The sequence below is a fragment of the Herminiimonas fonticola genome (genome assembly GCF_040395855.1).
Taxonomy (GTDB): Bacteria; Pseudomonadota; Gammaproteobacteria; order Burkholderiales; family Burkholderiaceae_D; genus Oxalicibacterium; species Oxalicibacterium fonticola_A.
The window spans coordinates 21,633-42,539 of the sequence record NZ_JBEBPO010000010.1; the positions used below are offsets into that span (position 1 = coordinate 21,633).

Sequence of the window (20,907 nt, forward strand, 5' to 3'; positions counted from 1 at the left end):
CCGCTTCAGAACAGGCTTTCTTTTACATACACGATGTCGTTCGGCTTCAGCAGATCGTCATGCTTGACGTTGATGATTTGCAGTACGCCATTCGCATCGCGCCGCTTGATGCGCACGCCGCGTTCGGTGCCGCGCGGACTGAGGCCGCCACCGGAAGACAAGGCCTGCAAGACCATCATGTCGCGCTCCAGCTTGTAGGAGCCCGGCTTCTGCACTTCGCCATAGATATAGAAACGCGGCGCACGTTCGACAAACAGCGAATCACCGGCAGACAATTGACGATTTTTTGACGGATCGCCGGATCGCACCAGTTCCAGCAGGTCGATGGTTTCCTTGCTGGTCTTGCCGTCTTGCGTATGCGTGAGGATCACGGTATCGCCCGCCTCTTCATTCGCCCCCCCGGCCAGCGCCAGGATGTCGGTCAGGCTGCGTTTGCCATCGACCGGATAACGTCCCGGTTTGTTGACCTGCCCCAGCACCGACACCTGCTGGCTCTGCATCTCCGTGACCATCAGATTGACCTGAGGCTTGCGCACGAAACCGCCCTTGTCCAGCAGCTCGGCAATTTTTCGCTCGGCTTCATTCGACGATAGCCCGCCGACCTTGACATCACCCACCAGTGGATAGGAAATGCTGCCGGCTTCGCTGACACGCGTTTCCAGTGTCAGGTCCGGATTGCCGAAAACGGTGATCTTCAGTACATCGCCAGGCCCGAGCGGTACATCGGCTGCATAGGCCCAGCTGCCGACCGTTACCATCAGCACCATCAACATGGCTTGTCTTATATTTTTCATGGTGATTTTTTTCACTATTTTCTCCATCTGCATGCATTTAATTTTCATCGTCAGTACGCGTTATCGCGTTTCAATACGACGCCGATGGTGCGCGCGATAATCCACAAATCCAGCGCCAGCGACCAGCGCCGCAGGTAATCCAGATCGTAGGCAATGCGCGCTTCCATCTTGTCCAGCGTGTCCGTCTCGCCGCGAAAACCATTCACCTGCGCCCAGCCGGTAATGCCGGGACGCACCTTGTGGCGCAGCATGTAACCCTTGATCTGCTTGCGGTACAACTCGTTGTGCGCAACTGCATGCGGACGCGGGCCGACGATGCTCATGCGTCCTTGCAGCACATTGAAAAATTGCGGCAATTCGTCCAGTGAGGTGCGACGCAGAAAGGCACCCACGCGGGTGATGCGCTGATCGTTGCGGGTTGCCTGCACCACGCGTGCGCCGTCTTCACACACGGTCATCGAACGAAACTTGTAGACGATGATTTCTTCACCATCCAGACCGTAGCGACGCTGGCGGAAAATCACCGGGCCCGGCGATGTCGCCTTGATCGCAATTGCAATACCCAGCATGACCGGCAGCAGCATCAGCTGAATGATCAATGCCAGCGCGATATCGCTGCCGCGCTTGATCATGCTGTTGATGCCGGTAAACGGCGATTCGCAAATCGCCACGACCGGCAAGCCGGCCACGCTGTCGAAGCGCGCCTGTATCAGGTCGAATACATAGATATCCGGAATAAAATAAATGGAGGCCGTGGTGTCCTGCAATTCATTCAGCAATTTGCGTATGCGCGGCTGGGCGGAGATCGGCTGACTGATGAAAATCGTGTTGATATTGTTGTTGCGTACATACGATGGAATATCCGCCATGCTGCCCAGTAGCGGTACTTTTTGATCTTCCGGTTGACGCGCGCTATTTCGATCGTCGAAGAAGCCGCTTACTTCCATCCGCAAATCCGGATTTTCATCCACGCGCTCCGCCAGTTTGACGCTCAGTTCGTTAACACCAACCATGACTACCGAGCGTGTACTTTTTCCATGCAAGCCAGAACTGGCCTTCTGCAGAATGATCTGGCCCAGCAGCAAGGCCGGCGGCGTGATCGCCAGCCAGATCAAGACCTCTCGCTGCAAAAACAAGTCAGACAAGCCGGCGACATACGCAAAGAACAGCAGCAGCACGACGATTGCCATCCACGCCAGTACGATGGATTTTCCCAGCATGAGAACATTGCTTGCCGATGCATCGCGCCACGGATCGCTCCAGCCGAAAACCGTGCAGCTGATGAGGAAAGTCAGAATCGCCAGCACCACATGATTGGCACTGAAGGCATGTCCGGACAGCACCGTGATCAGGTACAGCAATCCGATCGCAATCAGCGGGTCAAGCAAGTGCCGGTAAAACTTGCGCGCCGGCATATCCGCCGGATACTTGATTTGACTAATATCAGAATTCATAGCGTGTATTGATCTGAATGCCATTCGTCCTGTAGGACGCCTCGGCGATATTTGAATCCAGCGTCGTGCGGTAGACGGAAGCACGCACGCGCAAATGTGTAGTCGGTTTGTAAGTCACCCCCAGCATTGCATTGCGATAGCGGTCATCGCGATCCGATGGCGCTATGCCCTGAATCACCGCCACGCCGTTGTAGTCGCGCTTCTCGGTCATGATCAAACCGTCGACACTGATCTTGCTGCTGGCATCCCAGGTTGATCCCACACTGACACCCTGATTGCGCGCATAGTTGGCCGCCAGATCGTCTGTCGCACCCAGTTCGCGCCACACTCCCAGCGAAAAAGCTGTCTTGCCAGTGGCCTTCCAGTACGCCGTGAGGCGTGCGCTAGGCACACTGGAATCGCGTTGCGGATTGGCGGCGTATTCACGCTTGGCCCAGCCGCCGAGAAACTGCAGATAGGTCTTGCCGGTAAGTTGCCAATCGACCTTGGCCTTCAATTCATTCTGGTCGTAGGAATTGATATCCGCGTATGGATAACGACCCTCGATGTGACGTGCAACCAGACCGACCTTGTTGCCGCTTTTCGCCAGATAGTCGATCCCGATATCAGTCATGTCGAGATTGCGTTCGGAAGGATTTTGCGCTTGCGTGTCGTAACGCAGATCGAAGCGGTTGTATGCAGCGTTCAGTTGCCAGCTTGGATGGAAGCGCCAGGAACCATCGACATAATTCTTGCGCTGGGTGCGGATGCTGCGTTCAAAACTGCGGTAATCGTCGAAAGGTGTCAGGCCTTCCGAATAACTGGTGCCGACATTGCCGGAAAATTGGTTACCGGCCACCCATTTCCAGTTCGCCAGCAGATCCTTGCCATCATTACTGAATTGATTGAAGCGATCGTATTCGGAATGATTGGCAGACAGGTCTGCGGTCAATCGCTGTCGACCCAGTTCCTTGTCCATGCGCAAACCGATCGCAGCACGCGTCCAGCGATCGGAAAGCGCGGCGCCGCTTTGCTTCGCCGCTTCCGGCTGGCGCAACAGGTTGGCATCGTAGTAGGCGCCGAAGGTCACATACGGCGTAAACGTATCGACAGCCGCACTCTCTTCAGCTGCCTGCGCCGACACACATGTCAGCGCACCTGCAAGCAGTACCAGCACATACGAGCCGGCTACCGGATTCTCACGTCCATGATTCATGATGAATAATCGCAATCAGGCGACGCAAAGCATGCGGATGCTGTTACCGGAAAATTGCCCGGCAACCTTGCGCGAACCTGTGCGCTTGATCTGTACGCAAGCAATTCTGCTTGTAATCCATGTAGACATCATTGTTTCACCATTCCCTATTCCTGCGTCGTTTCTGCAGCGCACTCACACAAGACGAGTGCAATACATGCAAGATAACGACGGAAATTTTTTATGACACTGCGATAAAAATTAATCCGTCACGCAAGCATCGCTGCGTATGCCTTGTTGACGTATTGATATGAAATGCGGGGGTATGAGAAGCACAAATGTGAATTAGTTCCGCGACAAAAAATGGAAGCGCGTGCAGAGAGAGTCGAAGTATTTCTTGCTGGAATTTATAAGAAGTAATGAGAAGAAACTGCTTAATTTCGAGAACAGAAAAGATTGAAAAATATTTTGTAGGACAAGCAGAAGGGCCTCGCACAGCTAGCGACGATATCTCTTTGACGCAGCAGGGAAAATTAAAAAAACATGCTGAAAGCATCCATCGCATCACTGCTTAAATTTTAAGCAATGTATTTTTCGCGTTTGAAAAATTTACACAGGAATATTTACATGTCGGTTGCAGACATGGGGTTACACAAGGTTACAAATGGAAGCGGATTTTTTGTAACTGTGGAATGACATCGCAGAATTTATCGACGATGAATAGCGGAAATGAATACAGATGAAAAACAGCGAGAGAGAAATTCTGCCTATTTATTAAGCAATTTCTTGCAAATGAATTGCCACTCCTGCTCCGTGACCGGCGTAATCGACAGGCGGCTACCTTTTTGCAGCACCACCATTTCAGCCAATTCCGGCGTCTGACGCAATTCTGAAAGCGGCACCAGGCGTGTCTTCTTGCGGATGCGGACATCGACCAGCATCCAGCGTGGCGTTTCGCGCGTGGCTTTCGGATCGAAGTAATGGCTGTCCGGATCGAATTGTGTTTCGTCCGGGTAAGGCGTACTCGCCACCTCGGCCAATCCGGCGATGCCCGGTTCCGCGCAACTGGAATGATAAAACAGCACCCCATCGCCAACCTGCATTGCATCACGCATGAAATTACGCGCCTGATAATTACGCACGCCGGTCCATGCCACGGTCTGATGTGGCGCCGCCAGTGCATCATCGATGCTGACTTCGCCGGGTTCGGATTTCATGAGCCAGTAGCGCATACGTTTTTATCTGTTAGCGACGGAGTGAAGAACGGAAAACGAAAAACCAGGAAACACTTGAGGATATTACAGAAAAACGGGCAATAAAAAAACGGCTGCATTTGCATGCAACCGTTTCAGTAATCAGGCCCCGCCAATGCCGCTTTGCCGGCATCCTGAACCAAGAGGTTCAAGTTGGCCACAGTTAGTTCAACTTCGGGTTCATCGAGCTAGCGACGATCACTCCCATCGAACAAAATTCCGCAGCCGCTGCGCATAAATGGTTCAAGGAATTATGGCAATGGCGAACACGGCAGGAACGCTTAGTTTACTCCAATCGGCGCCTGCGGGGAAAGAATTACTGCAGATATTTAAAATAGATTTTCTTGCGGTGCAAGTGCAGCATCGAGTGTTTCGTGCATCGCCGCAATTTTCTGTTTGACTTCCGACATCGTCATGTCGGACAAAGGGCCGTCCGGCGATTTGGTCGCCAACAATTCTGCCGTCACGCCCAAGGCGGCCATCACCGCGATCCGGTCATTACCTTTCAGCTTGCCGGCATCGCGTATCGCACACATTTTCCCGTCAAGATAGGCAACCGCTTCCCGCAATGCGTCTTCTTCGCCTTCCTTGCACGCCAGTTTATAGGATTGCCCCATGATGGATACATCGAGCTGGATCATACTGCTTCCTCATCTTGTTCTGGCGTTGGAATTTTTTCAAGCAAGGCGGCAACGCGTTCATGCGCTTCCCGCATGCGGCGCGCCAGTTCGGCATTCTCGGCCGCAAGCGCAATCGATTTGATGCGCAAATCCGCATTTTCGCTGCGCAGCGATTGCGTTAACTCGGCCAGTTGGCTGATTTTGTCGGAAAGTTGGTGGAAGTCGGAAATCATGTCGCCACTATAGTTGTGCATACGAATAGCCGTCAATAGACAGCAAGGCCGGACCGCCCGTTTTTCGCCACCGGCGGCAAACTTGGCATCGCAAGTGTAGCAGCAAGCGCGTGATTGCCAGATTTACATGCATATATCCTGTGCCAGAATGTGCGTACGCAGCACGTACGCCGGCTTTCCCCTGCTCCTGCACTGCTCTTGTTTACGCCAGCTCCGTCAAACGCCCATCCACCGTAATCAATCCGCTGCGAATACGCACATCGGGGAATACCTGTTGTGCCGCCGTACGGTAACGTTCGAGTTGCGCTGCGTACGCTGCACGTTCGCTATCCAGCAAATTGCGTTTGTAATCGAGTATCCACAATTCATCGTCGAACATGACGGCGCGATCGAAACGTGCAACGCCGGTGCTGCTGACAACTTCCATCTCGTTGCGCGCAAAGCGATGCTGTGCCGGATCGAAAAAGCGCGCCAGCTCCGGCTGCGCCAGAATCACACTTGCCTGTCCGCTTACTTTTTCCGCCATGTCATGCGTGCACGCCAGCCATTTGGCGATCAGTGCCGGTGCATGCATGGCAATCGGCCAGGTTTGTGGCGGCGTCAACAGCTCCATCAAGGCGTGCAATGCGATGCCTTCGTCAATTTCTGCACTGGAAAAAACAGTGGCCGACTCGATCTGCAGCGCCGGCAAGACGGGCGGATTGAATATGGGCAGCGAGAATTCAGCTTCGCTCGCAGCAGCCGATGCCGCCAACAGCGCATCCGGCTGCACAGGCTGCGCCCCCTGAAAGCGCGAATACCAGCGTCCATCTGCCACACCATTTGCCGCAGCACTGCGATGATCGGCCACACCGCTGACAATCAGCAGGTTTTTCGCACGCGTGGTCGCGACATACAGCAGGTTCCAGTCTTCCTGCTGCTTCAATGCTTCTTCCTCGGCAAACAGCGTATCGCGTGCCGCTCCGCGTTCAGCCTGGCGACCGAAGACGGAAAAATGCGTGGGCGCATCGCGATCCTGCGGCCATGCACACAACACGCCGGCATCGTCGCGCGCGCCATCGCTGTGATTCGCATCCAGCAACACGACGATGGGCGCTTCCAGTCCCTTTGCACCATGTATCGTCAAGATGCGCACTGCATCCAGCGCGGCATCGATATCAGCTTCATCAGGCGCATCGCTGTCGGCAGATTTTTGCAGGCGGCGCAAGGCGTCTATGAATTTCGGCAGACTGGGATAACGTCCTGCATCCAGATTCAGGGCCAGTTCGGTAAACGCTTCGATATTGCCCAGCACCTGCCCGCGCACCAGCGGTGATGCGGTCTGCGCATAACGCGCGATCACATCGCCTTCATGCAGAATACGATCGAGCAAATCATGCACCGGCACGCGTGGCGCCAGCTGCAGCCATTTTTCCAGCAAACCGCCAGCGCGCAACAAGGCCGGCGACGACAACTCTGTCACCTCGGCCTGCAAGCGCAGCCACCATGTTTTTTCACGACGCGCTGCCAGCGCGATCAGCTCATCGTCGCTAGCTGCCATGATCGGAGATTTGAGTACATGCGCCAGCGCCAGATTGTCGTGCGGCGTAATCAGAAAATTCAGCAAGGCGATCAGGTCCGCCACTTCCAGCGATTCCAGCAAACCGCCGCGCTTGTCGGAGGCAAACGGAATCCCGGCTTCACGCAAGGCCCGCTCGTAGGCGCGCAAATGCGTACGCTTCTTGACAAGCAGCATCACGTCCGACCAGTGTGCACTTTTGAGTTCCGTTCGCGCCTGCCATATGGCCAAAGCAACCGCTCTGCCTTCTTCCAGCCGGCGTGCATCCTCTTCTTCCTCGCGCGGTGTGGTCAGCGGGTCGCGTAACTGTGTCGGCGACCAGACGATTTTTTCCTGCTTGTCCTGCTGCACCAATGGCAGCTGCCACACTGCGCCCGGTGATTTTTCCAGCGTGGTTTGCGGCTGGTAAATCGGATTGGCGACAAAACTCGCATTCAACACCTCGACGATACCGGCTGCATTACGTCGCGTCTGGTTGGTGCGCAGAAAGTCAGCGCCCTGTGCCACCAGCGTTTCTCTCGCTGCGGAAAACACGCGCGGTTCGGCACGACGGAAGCGATAGATCGATTGCTTGGGATCGCCGACCACGAACATGCTGGGCTTGTCGGCATCGTCGCCATAGGCATTCAGCCACGCCTGCACGATGCTCCACTGCAGCGGATTGGTATCCTGAAATTCATCCAGCAACACATGCCGGTAACGCGCATCGAGACGGCTTTGCAGATAAGCTGCATGTTCTTCGTTTGTCAGCAGGCGATAGGCCTGCCATTCCAGATCGGCGAAATCGAATACGCGCTGTTCGGCCTTCACCGCCTGATAGATTTCCAGATAGGCAGCGCCGACTGTAAACAATGCGCGATTGAGCGCAATCACGGTCGGCTCCATGCTGCGACGGAGTATCGTCTTCAGCGCTTCGCCCAGAGTCTCGAATTCAAACTCGAATGCATATACGCCGTCATCGCCGAGATTGTTTAGTAAAGCCTTGGTCAAATCCTTGGTCGTGCGGTTTTTGCGAAACTTGCCACTCGCGTCAAAGAACTCATTTGTCAGCGCGGCGAAATTTTCCAGTGATGCGCCGCTCGACAACGCTTTTTCTATGGCCGTCGCACGCTCCTGATTGACGGTGCTGCCCTGCCCGAGCAGCCAGGCAATCTGGCCGATGCGTGCTACAGTTTTCTCATCGTCCCACAGCGCAAGACGCGCATCGTTTTCAGCATCTGCGCCGCATAATTCGCGCAGCCATTCAATCGGTTCACCACCCTGTACCGAAGCCCACCATTCGGCACGCTTGGCTATAAACGCATCCAGCAGATTGCGCGCATTACTGTCGCCAACTTGTGCGTACAAGGCGATCAGCGCATCTTTCACATCCTGATTATCAGCCTCGTTCACCGCTTGCATGAAACGGCTGTAGGCATCCGACAGCAATTCGCCGGTGGATTCCGTCAGCGCATAACCGTGCGGCACGCCGGATGCCAGCGGTGCAATCTGCACCAGCCGTGCAAACCAGCTGTGGAAGGTATCGATAGAGAGCGCTTGCGGACTGCGCAATACACGCTCATACAAACCGCGCGCCACCGGCAGCAGCGCCGGCAGTTCGTGTTCTGCAACGCCGCGTTCGCGCAGCAGCGTCAGCACATCCGCTTCCGGCTTCAGCGTCAGTTCATGCAGCAATTGCATCAGGCGCTCGCGCATTTCCTGCGCCGCCTTGCGCGTAAACGTAATCGCCAGTATCGCTGCCGGCTCGGTGCCGGCCAGCAGCAGGCGCAATACGCGCGCCACCAGCAGCCAGGTCTTGCCGCTGCCGGCGCAGGCTTCCACCACCACCGAACGCGCAGGATCGCAGGCCAGTGCGACGAAACGCTCTGCATCGGCCTGCACGCCGTTAATTTCATATGCACGCGGCACAGACGTATTCGTATTTTGTTCGCTCACTACCATGCTCCCTTGCGGCACAGTCCGCGCACATCGCAATACTGGCAAACTGGCTCGGGGCCGGTGGCAGGCAGAGGCGCACCGTGTGCAATCGCCTGCATGTTGTGGACGATTTGCTTCTCCAGATTCTGTTGCCACACCTGATAGTCGGGCGCTTCAACTTCCTTGATTTTTTCCTTCGTCGCTTCCAGCGGCACATACAGGGCTGTACTTAAATCGCTATCTGCTAGCAGGCCGTAAAACGGCAATTGATGATCTTCACCCTGCCTGAGCTTGTCGCGCAAGGCGCCCTGGTTCGTGCTTTTGTAATCGAGCACCGCACGTTCGCCATCGGCATTTTCATCCATGCGGTCGACGCGGCCGTGCAGCACAATTTCACCATCATCCCAGCGCAGCAGCTTTTCGAATTTTTCTTCGCCAAGGACGAAATGCCAGCCCTGGCTTTCCCGCTCGGTTATCCAGTCCAGATAGGCCGGCATGGCTTTTTGCCAGCGTGCGTAATAACCGAGTGCAGCCGCGCTTTTATCGAGTTCATGCGCAAAAATGCGATCCGATATTTGCTGCAGCAAGGGCGCACGTTCCGCCAATGGAATCGGTGCTTCCTGCAAAGTCTGATGGAACTGCGCCAGTATCCGATGCAGCCAATCGCCGTAATCGCGCTTCTCCGGCATATCCGATACGTCATCGATACCGGACAAACCCAGCATGCGGGTGGCAAAGAACTGATACGGACAGGCAACCAGGCTGTTGTATCCGCTGGCCGAAAGTTTTTGCGGCAGCAGTTGCGGTGCAGCAGGCGCCGGCATCAGCACCGGTGTCGGCTGCAGATGGCGCGGCGCAATCTGCACTGCATGTTGCACAAGCGGCGCCACACCGGCACGCGCCAGACACAATTCCAGTCGTTCTATCCACGGACTGACCGGATTCGGTTCGCCATTCTTGTGCGCCTGCCACGACAACACCACGCAATCGTTGGCCGACAATAATTCAGTCACGTCGCGCAATTGCTGGCGCTGCCTGCTTTCGCGCGTGGCCAGTCCGAGTTCGCGTCGCACCACATTGGCAAAAAACAGCGTCTCCATCGGTTGCGAAGGAAGATGCTCGGCATCCGCGCCCACCAGCAGGACGGCATCGAAACTGCGCAGGCGCGCGCCGTTCAAGGGCAGCATCACGACGCGCTTGTCCTGATTGACTTGCACGAAGGCTTTCGCTTCCAGTTGCAGGTTCAGGAAGGCGCGCCATTCCGCAAATGAAAATGCATGGCCGACCTGCACGCAATCCTGCGCAACATCCTGCAGCAATTGAAGCAGTTGCGCACCGGCGGCATCGGCCTGCAAGGCGTCGCGCATGCCGAGCGTTGTCAGCATCTGCTGCGTGGCACTGATCCACTCGCACAAAGTCTTGCGGCCGCTGAAACCGGAAGCCTGCTGCGCCAGCAGCGTCATCATCTTTTGTGCTGCCGGGACTGCAGTCAATGCATCGCTGACGGCTTCCCAGCCACTCAACACTTTCGCGCGCTGCAATGCAATTTCACTGACCATGACCAGTTCCGCCTTGTCAGCCATATCGGCAAAGACAAAAGGCGATTTCAGGAAATCCAGCAAACCTACTATTTCAGCACGTGCCGCAACCAGTTCCAGCCAGGCCGCCATGGCAGACGCCGCGCGCGTCGTGGAGAGCTTCCAGCCGGTTTCATCGGCAACCACAATCTGTGCGCGTTCCAGCAATGCGCGTATGCGACGTGCCACGACGCGATCCTGCGCGACGATGGCAATATTCGTTTTACCCTGCTGCAGCCAGTCGATCACGGTTTGTGCGCCGGCTCTGGCTTCCGCTTCCATGTTTGGTGCCGCATGCAACTTCAAACCTGGCGGCGTGGCAATCGGCAAGGCATCACTGCCCGCCTCATCGACCAGCATTTCCGGCCAGGCTGCGGCGTACGTACTATTAATAGAGTGCAGATGCCAATCCAGCGTGATCACGGTCAAGGCCTGCCGTGCGCCATAGGCGTCGAGAAAGGCCTGCTCCATTGCATCCGGTGCGACCGGGCTGATCCAGAACAAGGGCTGCCGTATGTGTTCCACCTGCTGCACCAGACGCATCATCTGTGCGTAGCGCACGACGTTCGCATCGCTGGCGTCGAGCTGGCTTTTCCAGATCGTCCACACCAGTTGCGTTTCATCCGACAGCAGATTGCGTGCGACCGGCGATAACTGTTCCAGCGCCGCCTGCCAGCGTGCATGACCGGCATCCGGCGACGCCTTCAGCGACGGCAGCATGGCTTGCGTCAGCTCATCGGACAGCGCCAGCAGAATTTCTGCCAGCGGCAGCAAATCGGTATTGCGCCGTGCGCTGAACAGTTTTTTCAGCCATGCATGCTGGCGCAAATCCGCATATAGCGACATCAGACGTTCGCTCGCCGCAGTCGCTGTTGCAGCACTTGGCGGCAACTGGCGGATATATTCGGACAATGAGGTAATCGTTGGTGGAATGAAGGCGCCACCTATCTGGCGCGCCAATGCGTTTTTCAACAACTGTATATGTGCAAAGGTCGACACCAGTACGCGCAGCGCAGAAAGATCGCTGATCGTTGCATCCTGATTCCGCTCAATCACTTCGCTTTGCAGTAATGCGCGCGCAGCACCATCCCAAAAGACAGCGGAAGGTGGAATCAGTATGGTGGTGCTAGGCGGCATCGGGGCTCGATGTGAAATGTGGTGCGTCAGGAAAAACCGTCATGGCGGGCAGAGTAATGGGCATTTTATGCGAGGCGACGCAAAATTTTATGGGCAATGCCCCACTTTTTATAAAATAGGTTATGATTTGCCCAGACCCCGCCTGATTACCTCTTGCCACACCTTCAAAACTTGAATTAAAACGTAACGTCTCCATCTCTGTTCCAGTAACCGGAGGCGCTGCAGGAAAATACCGACAAGAACGGTTGTCACCAAGGCGCTGATTTATTCTTTTCTTCTCAAACTCGAGACACACATGAGCGAAAACATCACACATATTACCGATGCGTCTTTTGATACAGACGTACTGAAATCCGATACGCCTGTCCTGGTCGACTTCTGGGCCGAGTGGTGCGGTCCGTGCAAAATGATTGCACCTATCCTGGAAGACGTCGCCAAGGAATACGCAGGCAAGATCCGTATCGCCAAAATGGACGTGGACGCGAACCAGGCTGTTCCAGCCAAATTCGGCATTCGCGGTATTCCGACCTTGATTCTGTTCAAGAACGGCGCACCTGCGGCGCAAAAAGTCGGTGCATTGGCAAAAGGTCAATTGACCGCCTTCATCGACAGCAACATCTGATATAAATAAAAAGTTGCAGCGATGCGCCCGCATCGCTGCCTTATTAAATAAGCTAACACCACCACGCAGTTCCCTCCCCCACCTTTTTTATATCCCATCCCGGGAAACTCAAACATATGCATTTATCCGAATTAAAGGCGTTACACGTCTCCGCCCTGCTAGAAATGGCAATCAGCCTGGACATCGACAACGCTGCGCGCTTGCGCAAACAGGAACTGATGTTCGCGATTCTCAAGAAACGCGCGAAATCAGGAGAACAAATTTTTGGCGATGGCGCCCTCGAAGTATTGCCTGACGGCTTTGGCTTCCTGCGCTCGCCCGACGCCAGTTACATGGCGTCCACCGACGACATTTATATTTCCCCGTCGCAGATCCGCCGCTTCAATCTGCACACCGGCGACTCGATCGAAGGTGAAGTCCGCACGCCGAAAGACGGTGAGCGCTACTTTGCACTGGTCAAGGTCGACAAGGTCAACGGCGAACCGCCGGAAGCATCAAAACACCGCATTCTGTTTGAAAACCTGACGCCGCTGCATCCGAACAAGCCCTTGCTGCTTGAACGTGACATGCGCGGCGAAGAAAACATCACCGGCCGCATCATCGATTTGATCGCACCTATCGGCAAAGGCCAGCGTGGCTTGCTGGTGGCATCGCCGAAATCCGGTAAATCCGTGATTCTGCAACACATGGCGCATGCGATCACCACCAACCATCCGGATGTCGTGATGATCGTATTGCTGATCGACGAACGCCCGGAAGAAGTGACCGAGATGCAGCGTTCGGTACGCGGCGAAGTGGTCGCTTCGACTTTCGATGAACCGGCTACGCGTCACGTGCAAGTTGCTGAAATGGTTCTGGAAAAAGCCAAGCGTCTGGTCGAAATGAAAAAAGACGTCGTGATCCTGCTCGACTCGATCACCCGTCTGGCACGCGCCTACAACACCGTGATTCCGGCCTCCGGCAAAGTACTGACCGGCGGTGTGGATGCCAACGCATTGCAACGTCCAAAACGCTTCTTCGGTGCTGCGCGTAACGTCGAAGAAGGCGGCTCGCTGACCATCATCGCAACCGCACTGATCGAAACCGGCAGCCGCATGGATGACGTGATTTTTGAAGAATTCAAAGGTACCGGCAATATGGAAGTGCATCTCGAACGCCGTCTGGCCGAGAAGCGCGTCTACCCTGCAATCAACCTGAACAAATCCGGCACACGTCGCGAAGAGTTGCTGATCAAGCCGGATCAACTGCAGAAGATCTGGGTCTTGCGCAAACTGCTGTACGGCATGGACGAGATCGAAGCGATGGAATTCATCCTCGACAAGATGAAGGCGACCAAGAACAACGCCGAATTTTTCGACATGATGCGTCGCGGTAATTCGTAATCATTATTTAAAGCATTTCAGCCGATCAGGCTGATATCAAAAAGCCCGTTTTCCTTGCATGCTCTGCAAATGAAAACGGGCTTTTTTATTACGCTGTTCTTTTCAATGCTGCTGCGTTCAATTCGGCAATTTCAAATCCAGCCGGACCGCCAGCAAGCGCATCGCCGATGTCACGACAATACTGACAATCAGGGCCAGCGCGGAAGATATCTGCAACAACTCCATCAGCAGGTAAACCCAGCAACCGACAAATGAACAGGTGGCATACAACTGGCCGCGCCGGAATACCATCGGGATTTCATTGCACAATACATCGCGCAACACGCCACCGAAAATACCGGTCGTTACGCCCATCATCGCGCAAATGAAAATCGGCATCTGCGCTTCCAGCGCCAGCGATGCGCCGACCGCACTGAATAATCCCAAACCCAGCGCATCGGCAATCACTATTGTCTTTTCAGCCACAGCCGAACGCAGATGTGCGAAAAACGGCCAGGCCAGCAGCGCCAGAACAAAAACCAGGATCGCGTATTCCTGATGCTCAACCCAGAACAGCGGACGCCTGTCCAATAGCATGTCGCGCAAGGTGCCGCCACCAAATGCGGTAATAAATGCCACGATAAATACGCCGACCAGGTCCATTTCCTTGCGCCGCGCCTCGATAAAGCCGGAGCAGGCAAAGGCGATGATGCCGCAGACTTCCACCGCCTGTAACAAGGTACTCATGCCATCCTGCAAACCAATTGCCACAGCCCCTCCCGAATATGACGCGATTGCAACAGCGGCAACGATATCAGCAAACTTGCCGCAAACCCATGATTTTATTGAATTTTCAATGTATAATTCTCGGCTCGTTCCAACCTCGGCAAGTGATAGGCAATCGGGTCAAGAAGCAGTGCGACCGACGAAGTGCTCATTGGCTACCAAACTATTTAAGGCAAATCATGAAAGCTGGCATTCACCCGGATTACCGTGAAGTTTTGTTCCACGACGTTTCCAACGATTTCAAATTCATCACCCGTTCGACGATTCAAACTCGTGAAAACGGCGAATTCGAAGGCGCACAATACCCACTGGTAAAGATCGAGGTTTCGTCGGAATCGCATCCGTTCTACACCGGCAAACATAAAATCGTCGATACCGCAGGTCGCGTGGATAAATTCCGCAAGAAGTTCGGTACCGTCGGTTCCAAAACGCAAGTGGCTGAATAATTTCGTCACCGCGTTTCAAAAAGGCAGCTACGGCTGCCTTTTTTGTTAGCAAAGAATTTTTCCGGCACAATACGCCGAGTCCAATAAAAACAGTCATCGCCTTCCATGAAGCCAGTCCGCCTCCCCGCCTCCGCTACGCATGCTCTCCCGCGCTGGGCGTTGTTCGCACTGTGTCTGCTGTATATCCTGCCCGGTCTGATCGGCCGCGATCCCTGGAAGCCTGATGATGCCGCCGGTTTCGGCATCATGTGGACGATGGCGCACGGCTCGCTGCTCGACTGGCTTGCACCGAACATCGTCGGCCTGGCGATGCCGGACGAAGGACCGCTGGCATTCTGGCTGGGCGCCATCTGCATCAAGTTATTCGGCTGGCTGCTGGGCGATCCGATGGCCGCCCGCATCGCGCCTATCTGTTTCTTCCTGCTCGGCTCGACGTCGGTCTGGTACACCACCTATTTGCTCGGTCGCAGACCGGAAGCACAACCGCTGAAACTCGCCTTCGGCGGCCAGCCCGAGCCGCGCGATTTCGGCCGCACACTGGCCGATGGCGCACTACTGATTTACCTCGGTTGCCTGGGCTTGCTGGTGCACAGTCACGGCACCACTACCGAGGCATTGCAGGTATCGCTGATCGCATTCTCGCTTTATACCGTTACACGCCTGTTTGAATCGCACTCTCTGCGCAGCGCAATGGCATTCGGCCTGGTGCTGGGCTTGCTGGTGCTATCACGTGGCTGGGTTGTTCCGCTGGCATTATGGCTGGGCGTGCTCGTGCTGGCATCTGCGCGCGAACGTGCACTGCTGCTGCGCCTGATACTGGTTGCATTGCCGCTGGCAGCGCTGGTAGCAGGCGCGTGGATATTTGCCAGCCAGCAGGTTCAGCCTTTCGGCAATTCGCCTAGCGATGCATGGATGGCATGGAATATCCGTCAGATAGGGTTGCCGTCGTGGTCCACCCTGCAGTATTTCCTGAAGAACGCGATCTGGTTTGCGTGGCCGGCATGGCCATTTGCAATCTGGGCCATCTACGCCTGGCGCCGTCAGCATGAAGCGCTGCATATCACATTGCCGCTGACTTTTTTTATCACCCTGCTGGCACTCGCATTGCTGAATCCGCGTGGCGAGGAAGCGATTTTATTACCGCTGCTGCCCATGCTGGCCATCCTCGCCGCATTCGGTTTGCCCACCATGAAACGCGGCGCCATCAATGCAGTGGACTGGTTCTCGGTCATGATGCTCAGCACGTGCGCCAGCTTCATCTGGCTGGGCTGGATCGCCAAGCAAACCGGCTGGCCGGCACAGATTGCCAAAAATGCATTCAAGATCGCACCCGGCTTCAAACCGGAATTCAATCTGCTGGCTTTCATCGTTGCCGCCGCCGCAACGGCTGGATGGATCTGGATTGTGTACTGGCGCATATCGCGCCGCCCTTCGGTGCTGTGGCGCGCCGTGGTGCTGTCGTCCGGTGGAATTATTCTGTGCTGGCTGCTGCTGATGACACTGTGGCTGCCATGGGGTAATTACATCAAGAGTTATGCCAGCGTTGCGCAACAAGTTGACGCTGCCCTGCCGAAAGTAAAACGCTGCGTCTCCAGCAATGTCGGCGCCTCGCAGCGCGCCTCGTTCGCCTATTTCGGCAACGTCCAGTTCGCCCGCTTCGGCGACAGGAATTGCGATTATCTGCTGCTGCAAGACCATCATCGCGGCAACGATGCCGCGCCAACCATCACACGCGACAAGTTGCAATGGCAACTGATCTGGCACGGCCGCCGCCCTGCCGATCGCGATGAACGCTTCCGTCTGTATAAACGCATTTACGCGCCACAACCCGCACAGGAATAATAGATACGCACCATCGTCATTTAAAAAATGACAAGGTGACCTTTGCGACCGGCATCGCATGGAAGCAATCGATAGCCCTCAATATTCCTGCACGTGAATCTTGCTCAAATTCCGCAAATCGAGCATAATGCTCAGCTTGCGTTGCCGAGATGGCGGAATAGGTAGACGCACGGGACTCAAAATCCCGCGCCGCAAGGCGTGCCGGTTCGATTCCGGCTCTCGGCACCACTAATAAACATGCGGTTCTCAAGAAATTGAGCGCCGCATTTTTATTTCCGCAAAATATAGTTTTTTCCGCAAAACTTGGCGTTACTGGAAACTCCCGTCCACCAGGCCGATTCGAGTCAGCACGCAATCAAGGCAAGTTGCGCAGGATTTCATAGTCCTGATCGCCGATGGGTACAAAGCGCATCACATTTAAATTCTGCATCAAATTCTTATTTGCATTGCCGCCGCGTTCCAAAAACACAGAAATGATTTTTCGCTTGAGGTCGGAGCAAAGCTGATTACGCAAAACAAATGGATTGCGTGGTATTGGTTTGGAAGTCCACAGGGTACGAAACGCATCATTTTTGATCTTGCCACTCTCAACAGGCACAGCGAGAATCGTGCTCGATATGAACGCTGCATCGACCCGTTTTTTGCTCAAGTTCAGCATGGACTGATCATGCGCGCCGCTATAGACCACTTGCGAGAAGTATTTTTCAAGAGGCAGCCCGATCTGCTTTGAAAAAACATGCCGCGGGATCAAGGCGCCGGAAGTGCTGTCGGGATCGACCAATGCCACTTTTTTTCCGCGCAAGGATTCGATTGTTTTGTAAGGACTATTTTTGCGTACGATCAGGATGGAACGATAAAAAATATCTTCGTCTGGCTGGGCCGGATTTTTGCGTGCCACAGTTGCAAATGCGGTGATGCCAGGATCCTGCTTCTTTGCCGAAATATAAGCAGCTGGCCCAAGCCGCGCCAGATCAACCGTACCCGCCAGCAATCCTTCGATCACAGCGCCGTAAGAAGATGGCGTCACCACATCAACCGACATGCCAAGCGCCAGTTGCAGCTCGTCGAACAAGGGCTGCAGAGCCTCGATTTCAGTTTGTACGTCACTCTGGGGAACGAACGAGAATCGCAGATGGCCCGGTTTTTCGCATTCAGCCGCCTGCGCAATGGAAATGCACAGCAACGCTGCTATCGATATGATCAAAGGCCGAAAAAAACCACGTACATTCAACATCGGCAATTCTGTCATGATGGCGTGAACCTTCCTCGTTGAAGTAGTGTGCCCATTTCCGTCGCGGCAACTGGCCGCTGAAAATAGAATCCCTGGACTTGATCGCAACCAGCCGTTTTCAGATGCACCAGTTGTTCCTTACTTTCCACGCCTTCCGCGACTACTTGCAAACCCAGATTGTGTGCCAATGAAATGGTCGAGGCGACAATCACTGCATCGCTATTGTCATTCCGGATATCGCGAATAAATGAACGATCAATCTTGATTGCATAAATTGGCAGGATTTTCAGATTCTTCAAACCAGAGAAACCTGTTCCGTAATCGTCCAGCGCAATCTTGATGCCGTTTTTCTGCAGTTGTTCCAGCACCTGGCTTGCGGCGTCAAAATCTTCGATGAAGCAACTCTCCGTCACTTCGATTTCCAGCATGTCCGGCGCGATCTGGTATTTCGCCAGCGTCGTCATCACCGTTTCCAGCAATGTGTCATCTTTAAGCTGGCGCGAAGAAACGTTGATCGCCACTGGCACTATAGGCAAACCTTGCACGCGCCATGCAGCCAACTGCCGGCATGCAGCATCGACGACCCAGTTCCCCAAAGGCACGATCAAATCATTGCTTTCAGCCAGGGCAATAAAATCGTTCGGATAAATCAGGCCATGTTCAGGATGATTCCAGCGTATTAATGCCTCCAGACCCACCACAGAGAACCCCTGCAATTCGACGCGGGGTTGATAGTGAAGGCAAAACTCGTCATCCCTGATTGCGCGCTTGAAGCGACTGAGCAATTCAGCCTCACGCGCAGAAGATGCATTCAACGATGTGTCGAAGAATCGGTAAGTTGCGGCGCCCGCCGATTTGGCGCTATACATGGCCAAGTCGGCATGTATCAGCAACGCCTCTACATCCTGGCCGTCACGAGGGTAAAGTGCAATGCCGATGCTTGGACTGACATCGATATCGTTTCCATCCAGATCAAGGAAAGGAGCACGCACCACATCAACCAGCTTGGCTGCGACTCTGGCAATATCGCTTTCCGATGCCATCTCCGATATGAGCATCACAAACTCGTCGCCACCAAGGCGCGCCAGCAAATCATATTCGCGCAGCGATTCACGCAAACGTCGGGCTACGCCTTGCAGCAACAAATCGCCGACCGCATGTCCCAGCGTGTCATTAATCAACTTGAACTTGTCGAGATCGAGAAAAAACAGCGCATACAATTTTCGGCTGCGTTTGGCCCGTGCCAATTCAGTTGCTGCCATCTCATAGAAGAGTCTGCGGTTGGGAATCCCGGTCAAATAATCATGCGATGCCTGCAGCAATGCGCGACTTTTTTCCTGTTCCAATTGGCTGATCAGATTGAGTTTTTCCTGTTCGGAAGAAGTCAGCACGTTATACAGGCGACGCTGTCTGAATGCGACCATCAACAAACCGCACAGAAGGAGCACCACCGCCATCGATACGACAACCGCGCGCCATAGATAGTCCTGGTGACGATCTGCCAGTCGGCTCATCAGATAGTTTTGATCGTGCGTGACAACTACCAGAAACGGATAATTGCGCACTCGACGCAGCACGCCGATGTCCTCCAACGGCATCCCTGGCCGTTTGGCATCGATCACGCCATCCTCGGCATGTTCCAGAGACTTGCCAAACTCAGAGGCGCTGAAATCGATACCGGCAGAAAGCATCGCGCCATTCAATTCGGCAAGTTGATAGCCATCGTGCGCAAGAACTTCAATGCGTCCGGCATCGCCAAGATTGACGTCCTTATACAATTGCAGAAAGTAACCGAGATCAATTATTGCGGTAAAAAATCCGCGCCTCTGGGCCGAAGAAGTGAAAGGAATAAGAATAGGCACGCGCCATGCCGAACTATCGCTACGCGAGGGCCGGCCTACGATCAATTGATCATCTTGAATTTCAGCATGCTGGTTTGCCTTCGCCATCAAAACCAGTTGTAAAAGCTCAGGCTCCGATGTGCGATTAGCGGATGATTGAAGCAGATTTCCCTGATCATCAAATACGGCAACCCGCAAGTAGGCGCGATCGCCATCACGAGTCGGATTCAATTGCTGCGCTGCCGATGGATCTCCCTCCATCATGGCCTGCGCAATCTGTGCATAGCGTGTAGCCCGCTCAAGCACTCCATGCAGATTACTGGCAACAATCGCAGCAATATTCTTGCTCTCAGCGATGGAATTTTCTAATGTGAGCGCCTTTTCATGTTCCACGCGCGTCCATGTTCCCCACCAGATAATCGCCAGCATCGCCAACACCAGAAAGACGGGGCCGCCGACTAGACCTTTCTCGGTCAGGAAAACATTGCTGATATACCTTTTCAGGAATTGGAGAACAGAATGCAAAATGACACTTTATAAATATCGGCGTCATGGACGCAAGATGCGAGAGTAGAAGAGTAACGAATAAAGATTTCAACTTGATGACAGGCAATATGATTGCCATGATGCTGCGGCTGCTTCTTCTATTCGCGATACTCTAACGTGCAGGCAAAGTACCGCGCGGATTGTGCCATACCTTGCAAAGGCTATCGCCCCGGTAGCACACCAACGCCAGACTCCTTTTTATCGTTGTCTTTGTTGGCTCAATTCCAATGAGCACTTATCAAATGAAATACAAGAAAGGATTCCTGGCTTGTTTTCAACTCCACCTCACATACCCACTTGAAAACATACCCAGCTGGGTGTGTTTTACATTTTGACGTCGTACGTATAGTCAAACAACGCTACGCCTCAAGCCGGCATCCCGACTGAAACAGCAATAATGATTATTTCTTCATCATTGATGAATATTTTCGGTATTCATTCACGCCTGCACAATTTGATTAAACGCAAAATTTTGTGACATTTCCCCTATTTGTTGTTTTTGCCGACCATGCGTA

General features: G+C 54.3%; 15 protein-coding genes, 1 tRNA gene and 1 other RNA gene. 5 read left to right on the plus strand and 12 right to left on the minus strand.

Annotated elements, in window-relative coordinates; genetic code table 11:
• Positions 1-5: 5 nt before the first annotated feature.
• The 9 genes from epsE to ABWP27_RS02880 all read right to left on the minus strand — a co-directional run bounded on the left by epsE (position 6) and on the right by ABWP27_RS02880 (position 11,717).
• Positions 6-794: a polysaccharide export protein EpsE gene (gene epsE, locus ABWP27_RS02840; RefSeq protein ID WP_353153190.1), complete on the minus strand. Its 789-nt coding sequence runs from the start codon at positions 792-794 to the stop codon at positions 6-8.
• A gap of 50 nt (positions 795-844) precedes the next feature.
• Positions 845-2,248 (minus strand): undecaprenyl-phosphate glucose phosphotransferase, encoded by a 1,404-nt coding sequence (locus ABWP27_RS02845; RefSeq protein WP_353153192.1) that lies wholly within the window; start codon positions 2,246-2,248, stop codon positions 845-847.
• A complete protein-coding gene (gene epsL / locus ABWP27_RS02850; RefSeq protein ID WP_353153194.1) occupies positions 2,238-3,443 on the minus strand; it encodes an XrtB/PEP-CTERM-associated polysaccharide biosynthesis outer membrane protein EpsL in 1,206 nt (401 codons plus the stop codon). Before epsL ends, ABWP27_RS02845 begins: the two co-directional genes overlap by 11 nt.
• Positions 3,444-4,189: 746 nt before the next feature.
• Entirely contained in the window at positions 4,190-4,654 is a 465-nt protein-coding gene (locus ABWP27_RS02855) for an EVE domain-containing protein (RefSeq protein WP_353153196.1), read from the minus strand.
• A 123-nt stretch (positions 4,655-4,777) separates the two neighbouring features.
• A non-coding RNA gene (ssrS, locus tag ABWP27_RS02860) (6S RNA) lies at positions 4,778-4,956 on the minus strand.
• Between the two features lie 48 nt (positions 4,957-5,004).
• Complete coding sequence (locus ABWP27_RS02865) at positions 5,005-5,316, minus strand: cell division protein ZapA (RefSeq protein ID WP_353153198.1); 312 nt, start codon at positions 5,314-5,316, stop codon at positions 5,005-5,007.
• A complete protein-coding gene (locus tag ABWP27_RS02870; protein WP_353153199.1) occupies positions 5,313-5,549 on the minus strand; it encodes a DUF904 domain-containing protein in 237 nt (78 codons plus the stop codon). The genes ABWP27_RS02865 and ABWP27_RS02870 overlap by 4 nt, the downstream gene beginning before the upstream one ends.
• Positions 5,550-5,730: 181 nt before the next feature.
• Positions 5,731-9,027: a UvrD-helicase domain-containing protein gene (locus ABWP27_RS02875; protein ID WP_353153201.1), complete on the minus strand. Its 3,297-nt coding sequence runs from the start codon at positions 9,025-9,027 to the stop codon at positions 5,731-5,733.
• Positions 9,021-11,717 carry a PD-(D/E)XK nuclease family protein gene (locus tag ABWP27_RS02880; RefSeq protein ID WP_353153203.1) on the minus strand — a complete coding sequence of 899 codons (2,697 nt, stop codon included), beginning with the start codon at positions 11,715-11,717 and terminating at the stop codon, positions 9,021-9,023. The genes ABWP27_RS02875 and ABWP27_RS02880 overlap by 7 nt, the downstream gene beginning before the upstream one ends.
• A gap of 295 nt (positions 11,718-12,012) precedes the next feature.
• On the opposite strand from ABWP27_RS02880, the gene trxA reads away from it, so the two are divergent.
• Positions 12,013-12,339, plus strand: coding sequence for a thioredoxin TrxA (gene trxA, locus ABWP27_RS02885; RefSeq protein WP_353153205.1), 327 nt, complete (start codon positions 12,013-12,015; stop codon positions 12,337-12,339).
• Between the two features lie 116 nt (positions 12,340-12,455).
• Positions 12,456-13,721 (plus strand): transcription termination factor Rho, encoded by a 1,266-nt coding sequence (rho, locus tag ABWP27_RS02890; protein WP_353153207.1) that lies wholly within the window; start codon positions 12,456-12,458, stop codon positions 13,719-13,721.
• A 117-nt stretch (positions 13,722-13,838) separates the two neighbouring features.
• On the opposite strand, the gene ABWP27_RS02895 is transcribed toward rho, so the two are convergent.
• Entirely contained in the window at positions 13,839-14,447 is a 609-nt protein-coding gene (locus tag ABWP27_RS02895) for a trimeric intracellular cation channel family protein (RefSeq protein WP_353153217.1), read from the minus strand.
• Between the two features lie 218 nt (positions 14,448-14,665).
• On the opposite strand from ABWP27_RS02895, the gene ABWP27_RS02900 reads away from it, so the two are divergent.
• The 3 genes from ABWP27_RS02900 to ABWP27_RS02910 all read left to right on the plus strand — a co-directional run bounded on the left by ABWP27_RS02900 (position 14,666) and on the right by ABWP27_RS02910 (position 17,002).
• On the plus strand, positions 14,666-14,932 hold the full coding sequence (locus ABWP27_RS02900) for a type B 50S ribosomal protein L31 (protein ID WP_353153209.1): 267 nt from the start codon (positions 14,666-14,668) through the stop codon (positions 14,930-14,932).
• A 105-nt stretch (positions 14,933-15,037) separates the two neighbouring features.
• Entirely contained in the window at positions 15,038-16,774 is a 1,737-nt protein-coding gene (locus ABWP27_RS02905; RefSeq protein WP_353153211.1) for an ArnT family glycosyltransferase, read from the plus strand.
• 143 nt (positions 16,775-16,917) lie between these two features.
• Positions 16,918-17,002: transfer RNA gene (locus tag ABWP27_RS02910), tRNA-Leu, on the plus strand.
• Positions 17,003-17,129: 127 nt separating this feature from the next.
• Here ABWP27_RS02910 and ABWP27_RS02915 read toward each other — a convergent pair.
• A complete protein-coding gene (locus ABWP27_RS02915; RefSeq protein WP_353153213.1) occupies positions 17,130-18,023 on the minus strand; it encodes a phosphate/phosphite/phosphonate ABC transporter substrate-binding protein in 894 nt (297 codons plus the stop codon).
• Positions 18,020-20,371, minus strand: coding sequence for a putative bifunctional diguanylate cyclase/phosphodiesterase (locus ABWP27_RS02920; RefSeq protein WP_353153215.1), 2,352 nt, complete (start codon positions 20,369-20,371; stop codon positions 18,020-18,022). Before ABWP27_RS02920 ends, ABWP27_RS02915 begins: the two co-directional genes overlap by 4 nt.
• Between the last annotated feature and the right edge of the window lie 536 nt (positions 20,372-20,907).

Excerpts from the sequence above, each read along its gene's own strand:
- epsE (WP_353153190.1), bottom strand. The coding sequence starts at position 794 with ATGAAAAATATAAGACAAGCCATGTTGATGGTGCTGATGGTAACGGTC.
- ABWP27_RS02845 (WP_353153192.1), bottom strand. The coding sequence starts at position 2,248 with ATGAATTCTGATATTAGTCAAATCAAGTATCCGGCGGATATGCCGGCG.
- epsL (WP_353153194.1), bottom strand. The coding sequence starts at position 3,443 with ATGAATCATGGACGTGAGAATCCGGTAGCCGGCTCGTATGTGCTGGTA.
- ABWP27_RS02855 (WP_353153196.1), bottom strand. The coding sequence starts at position 4,654 with ATGCGCTACTGGCTCATGAAATCCGAACCCGGCGAAGTCAGCATCGAT.
- ABWP27_RS02865 (WP_353153198.1), bottom strand. The coding sequence starts at position 5,316 with ATGATCCAGCTCGATGTATCCATCATGGGGCAATCCTATAAACTGGCG.
- ABWP27_RS02870 (WP_353153199.1), bottom strand. The coding sequence starts at position 5,549 with ATGCACAACTATAGTGGCGACATGATTTCCGACTTCCACCAACTTTCC.
- ABWP27_RS02875 (WP_353153201.1), bottom strand. The coding sequence starts at position 9,027 with ATGGTAGTGAGCGAACAAAATACGAATACGTCTGTGCCGCGTGCATAT.
- ABWP27_RS02880 (WP_353153203.1), bottom strand. The coding sequence starts at position 11,717 with ATGCCGCCTAGCACCACCATACTGATTCCACCTTCCGCTGTCTTTTGG.
- trxA (WP_353153205.1), top strand. The coding sequence starts at position 12,013 with ATGAGCGAAAACATCACACATATTACCGATGCGTCTTTTGATACAGAC.
- rho (WP_353153207.1), top strand. The coding sequence starts at position 12,456 with ATGCATTTATCCGAATTAAAGGCGTTACACGTCTCCGCCCTGCTAGAA.
- ABWP27_RS02895 (WP_353153217.1), bottom strand. The coding sequence starts at position 14,447 with ATGAGTACCTTGTTACAGGCGGTGGAAGTCTGCGGCATCATCGCCTTT.
- ABWP27_RS02900 (WP_353153209.1), top strand. The coding sequence starts at position 14,666 with ATGAAAGCTGGCATTCACCCGGATTACCGTGAAGTTTTGTTCCACGAC.
- ABWP27_RS02905 (WP_353153211.1), top strand. The coding sequence starts at position 15,038 with ATGAAGCCAGTCCGCCTCCCCGCCTCCGCTACGCATGCTCTCCCGCGC.
- ABWP27_RS02915 (WP_353153213.1), bottom strand. The coding sequence starts at position 18,023 with ATGACAGAATTGCCGATGTTGAATGTACGTGGTTTTTTTCGGCCTTTG.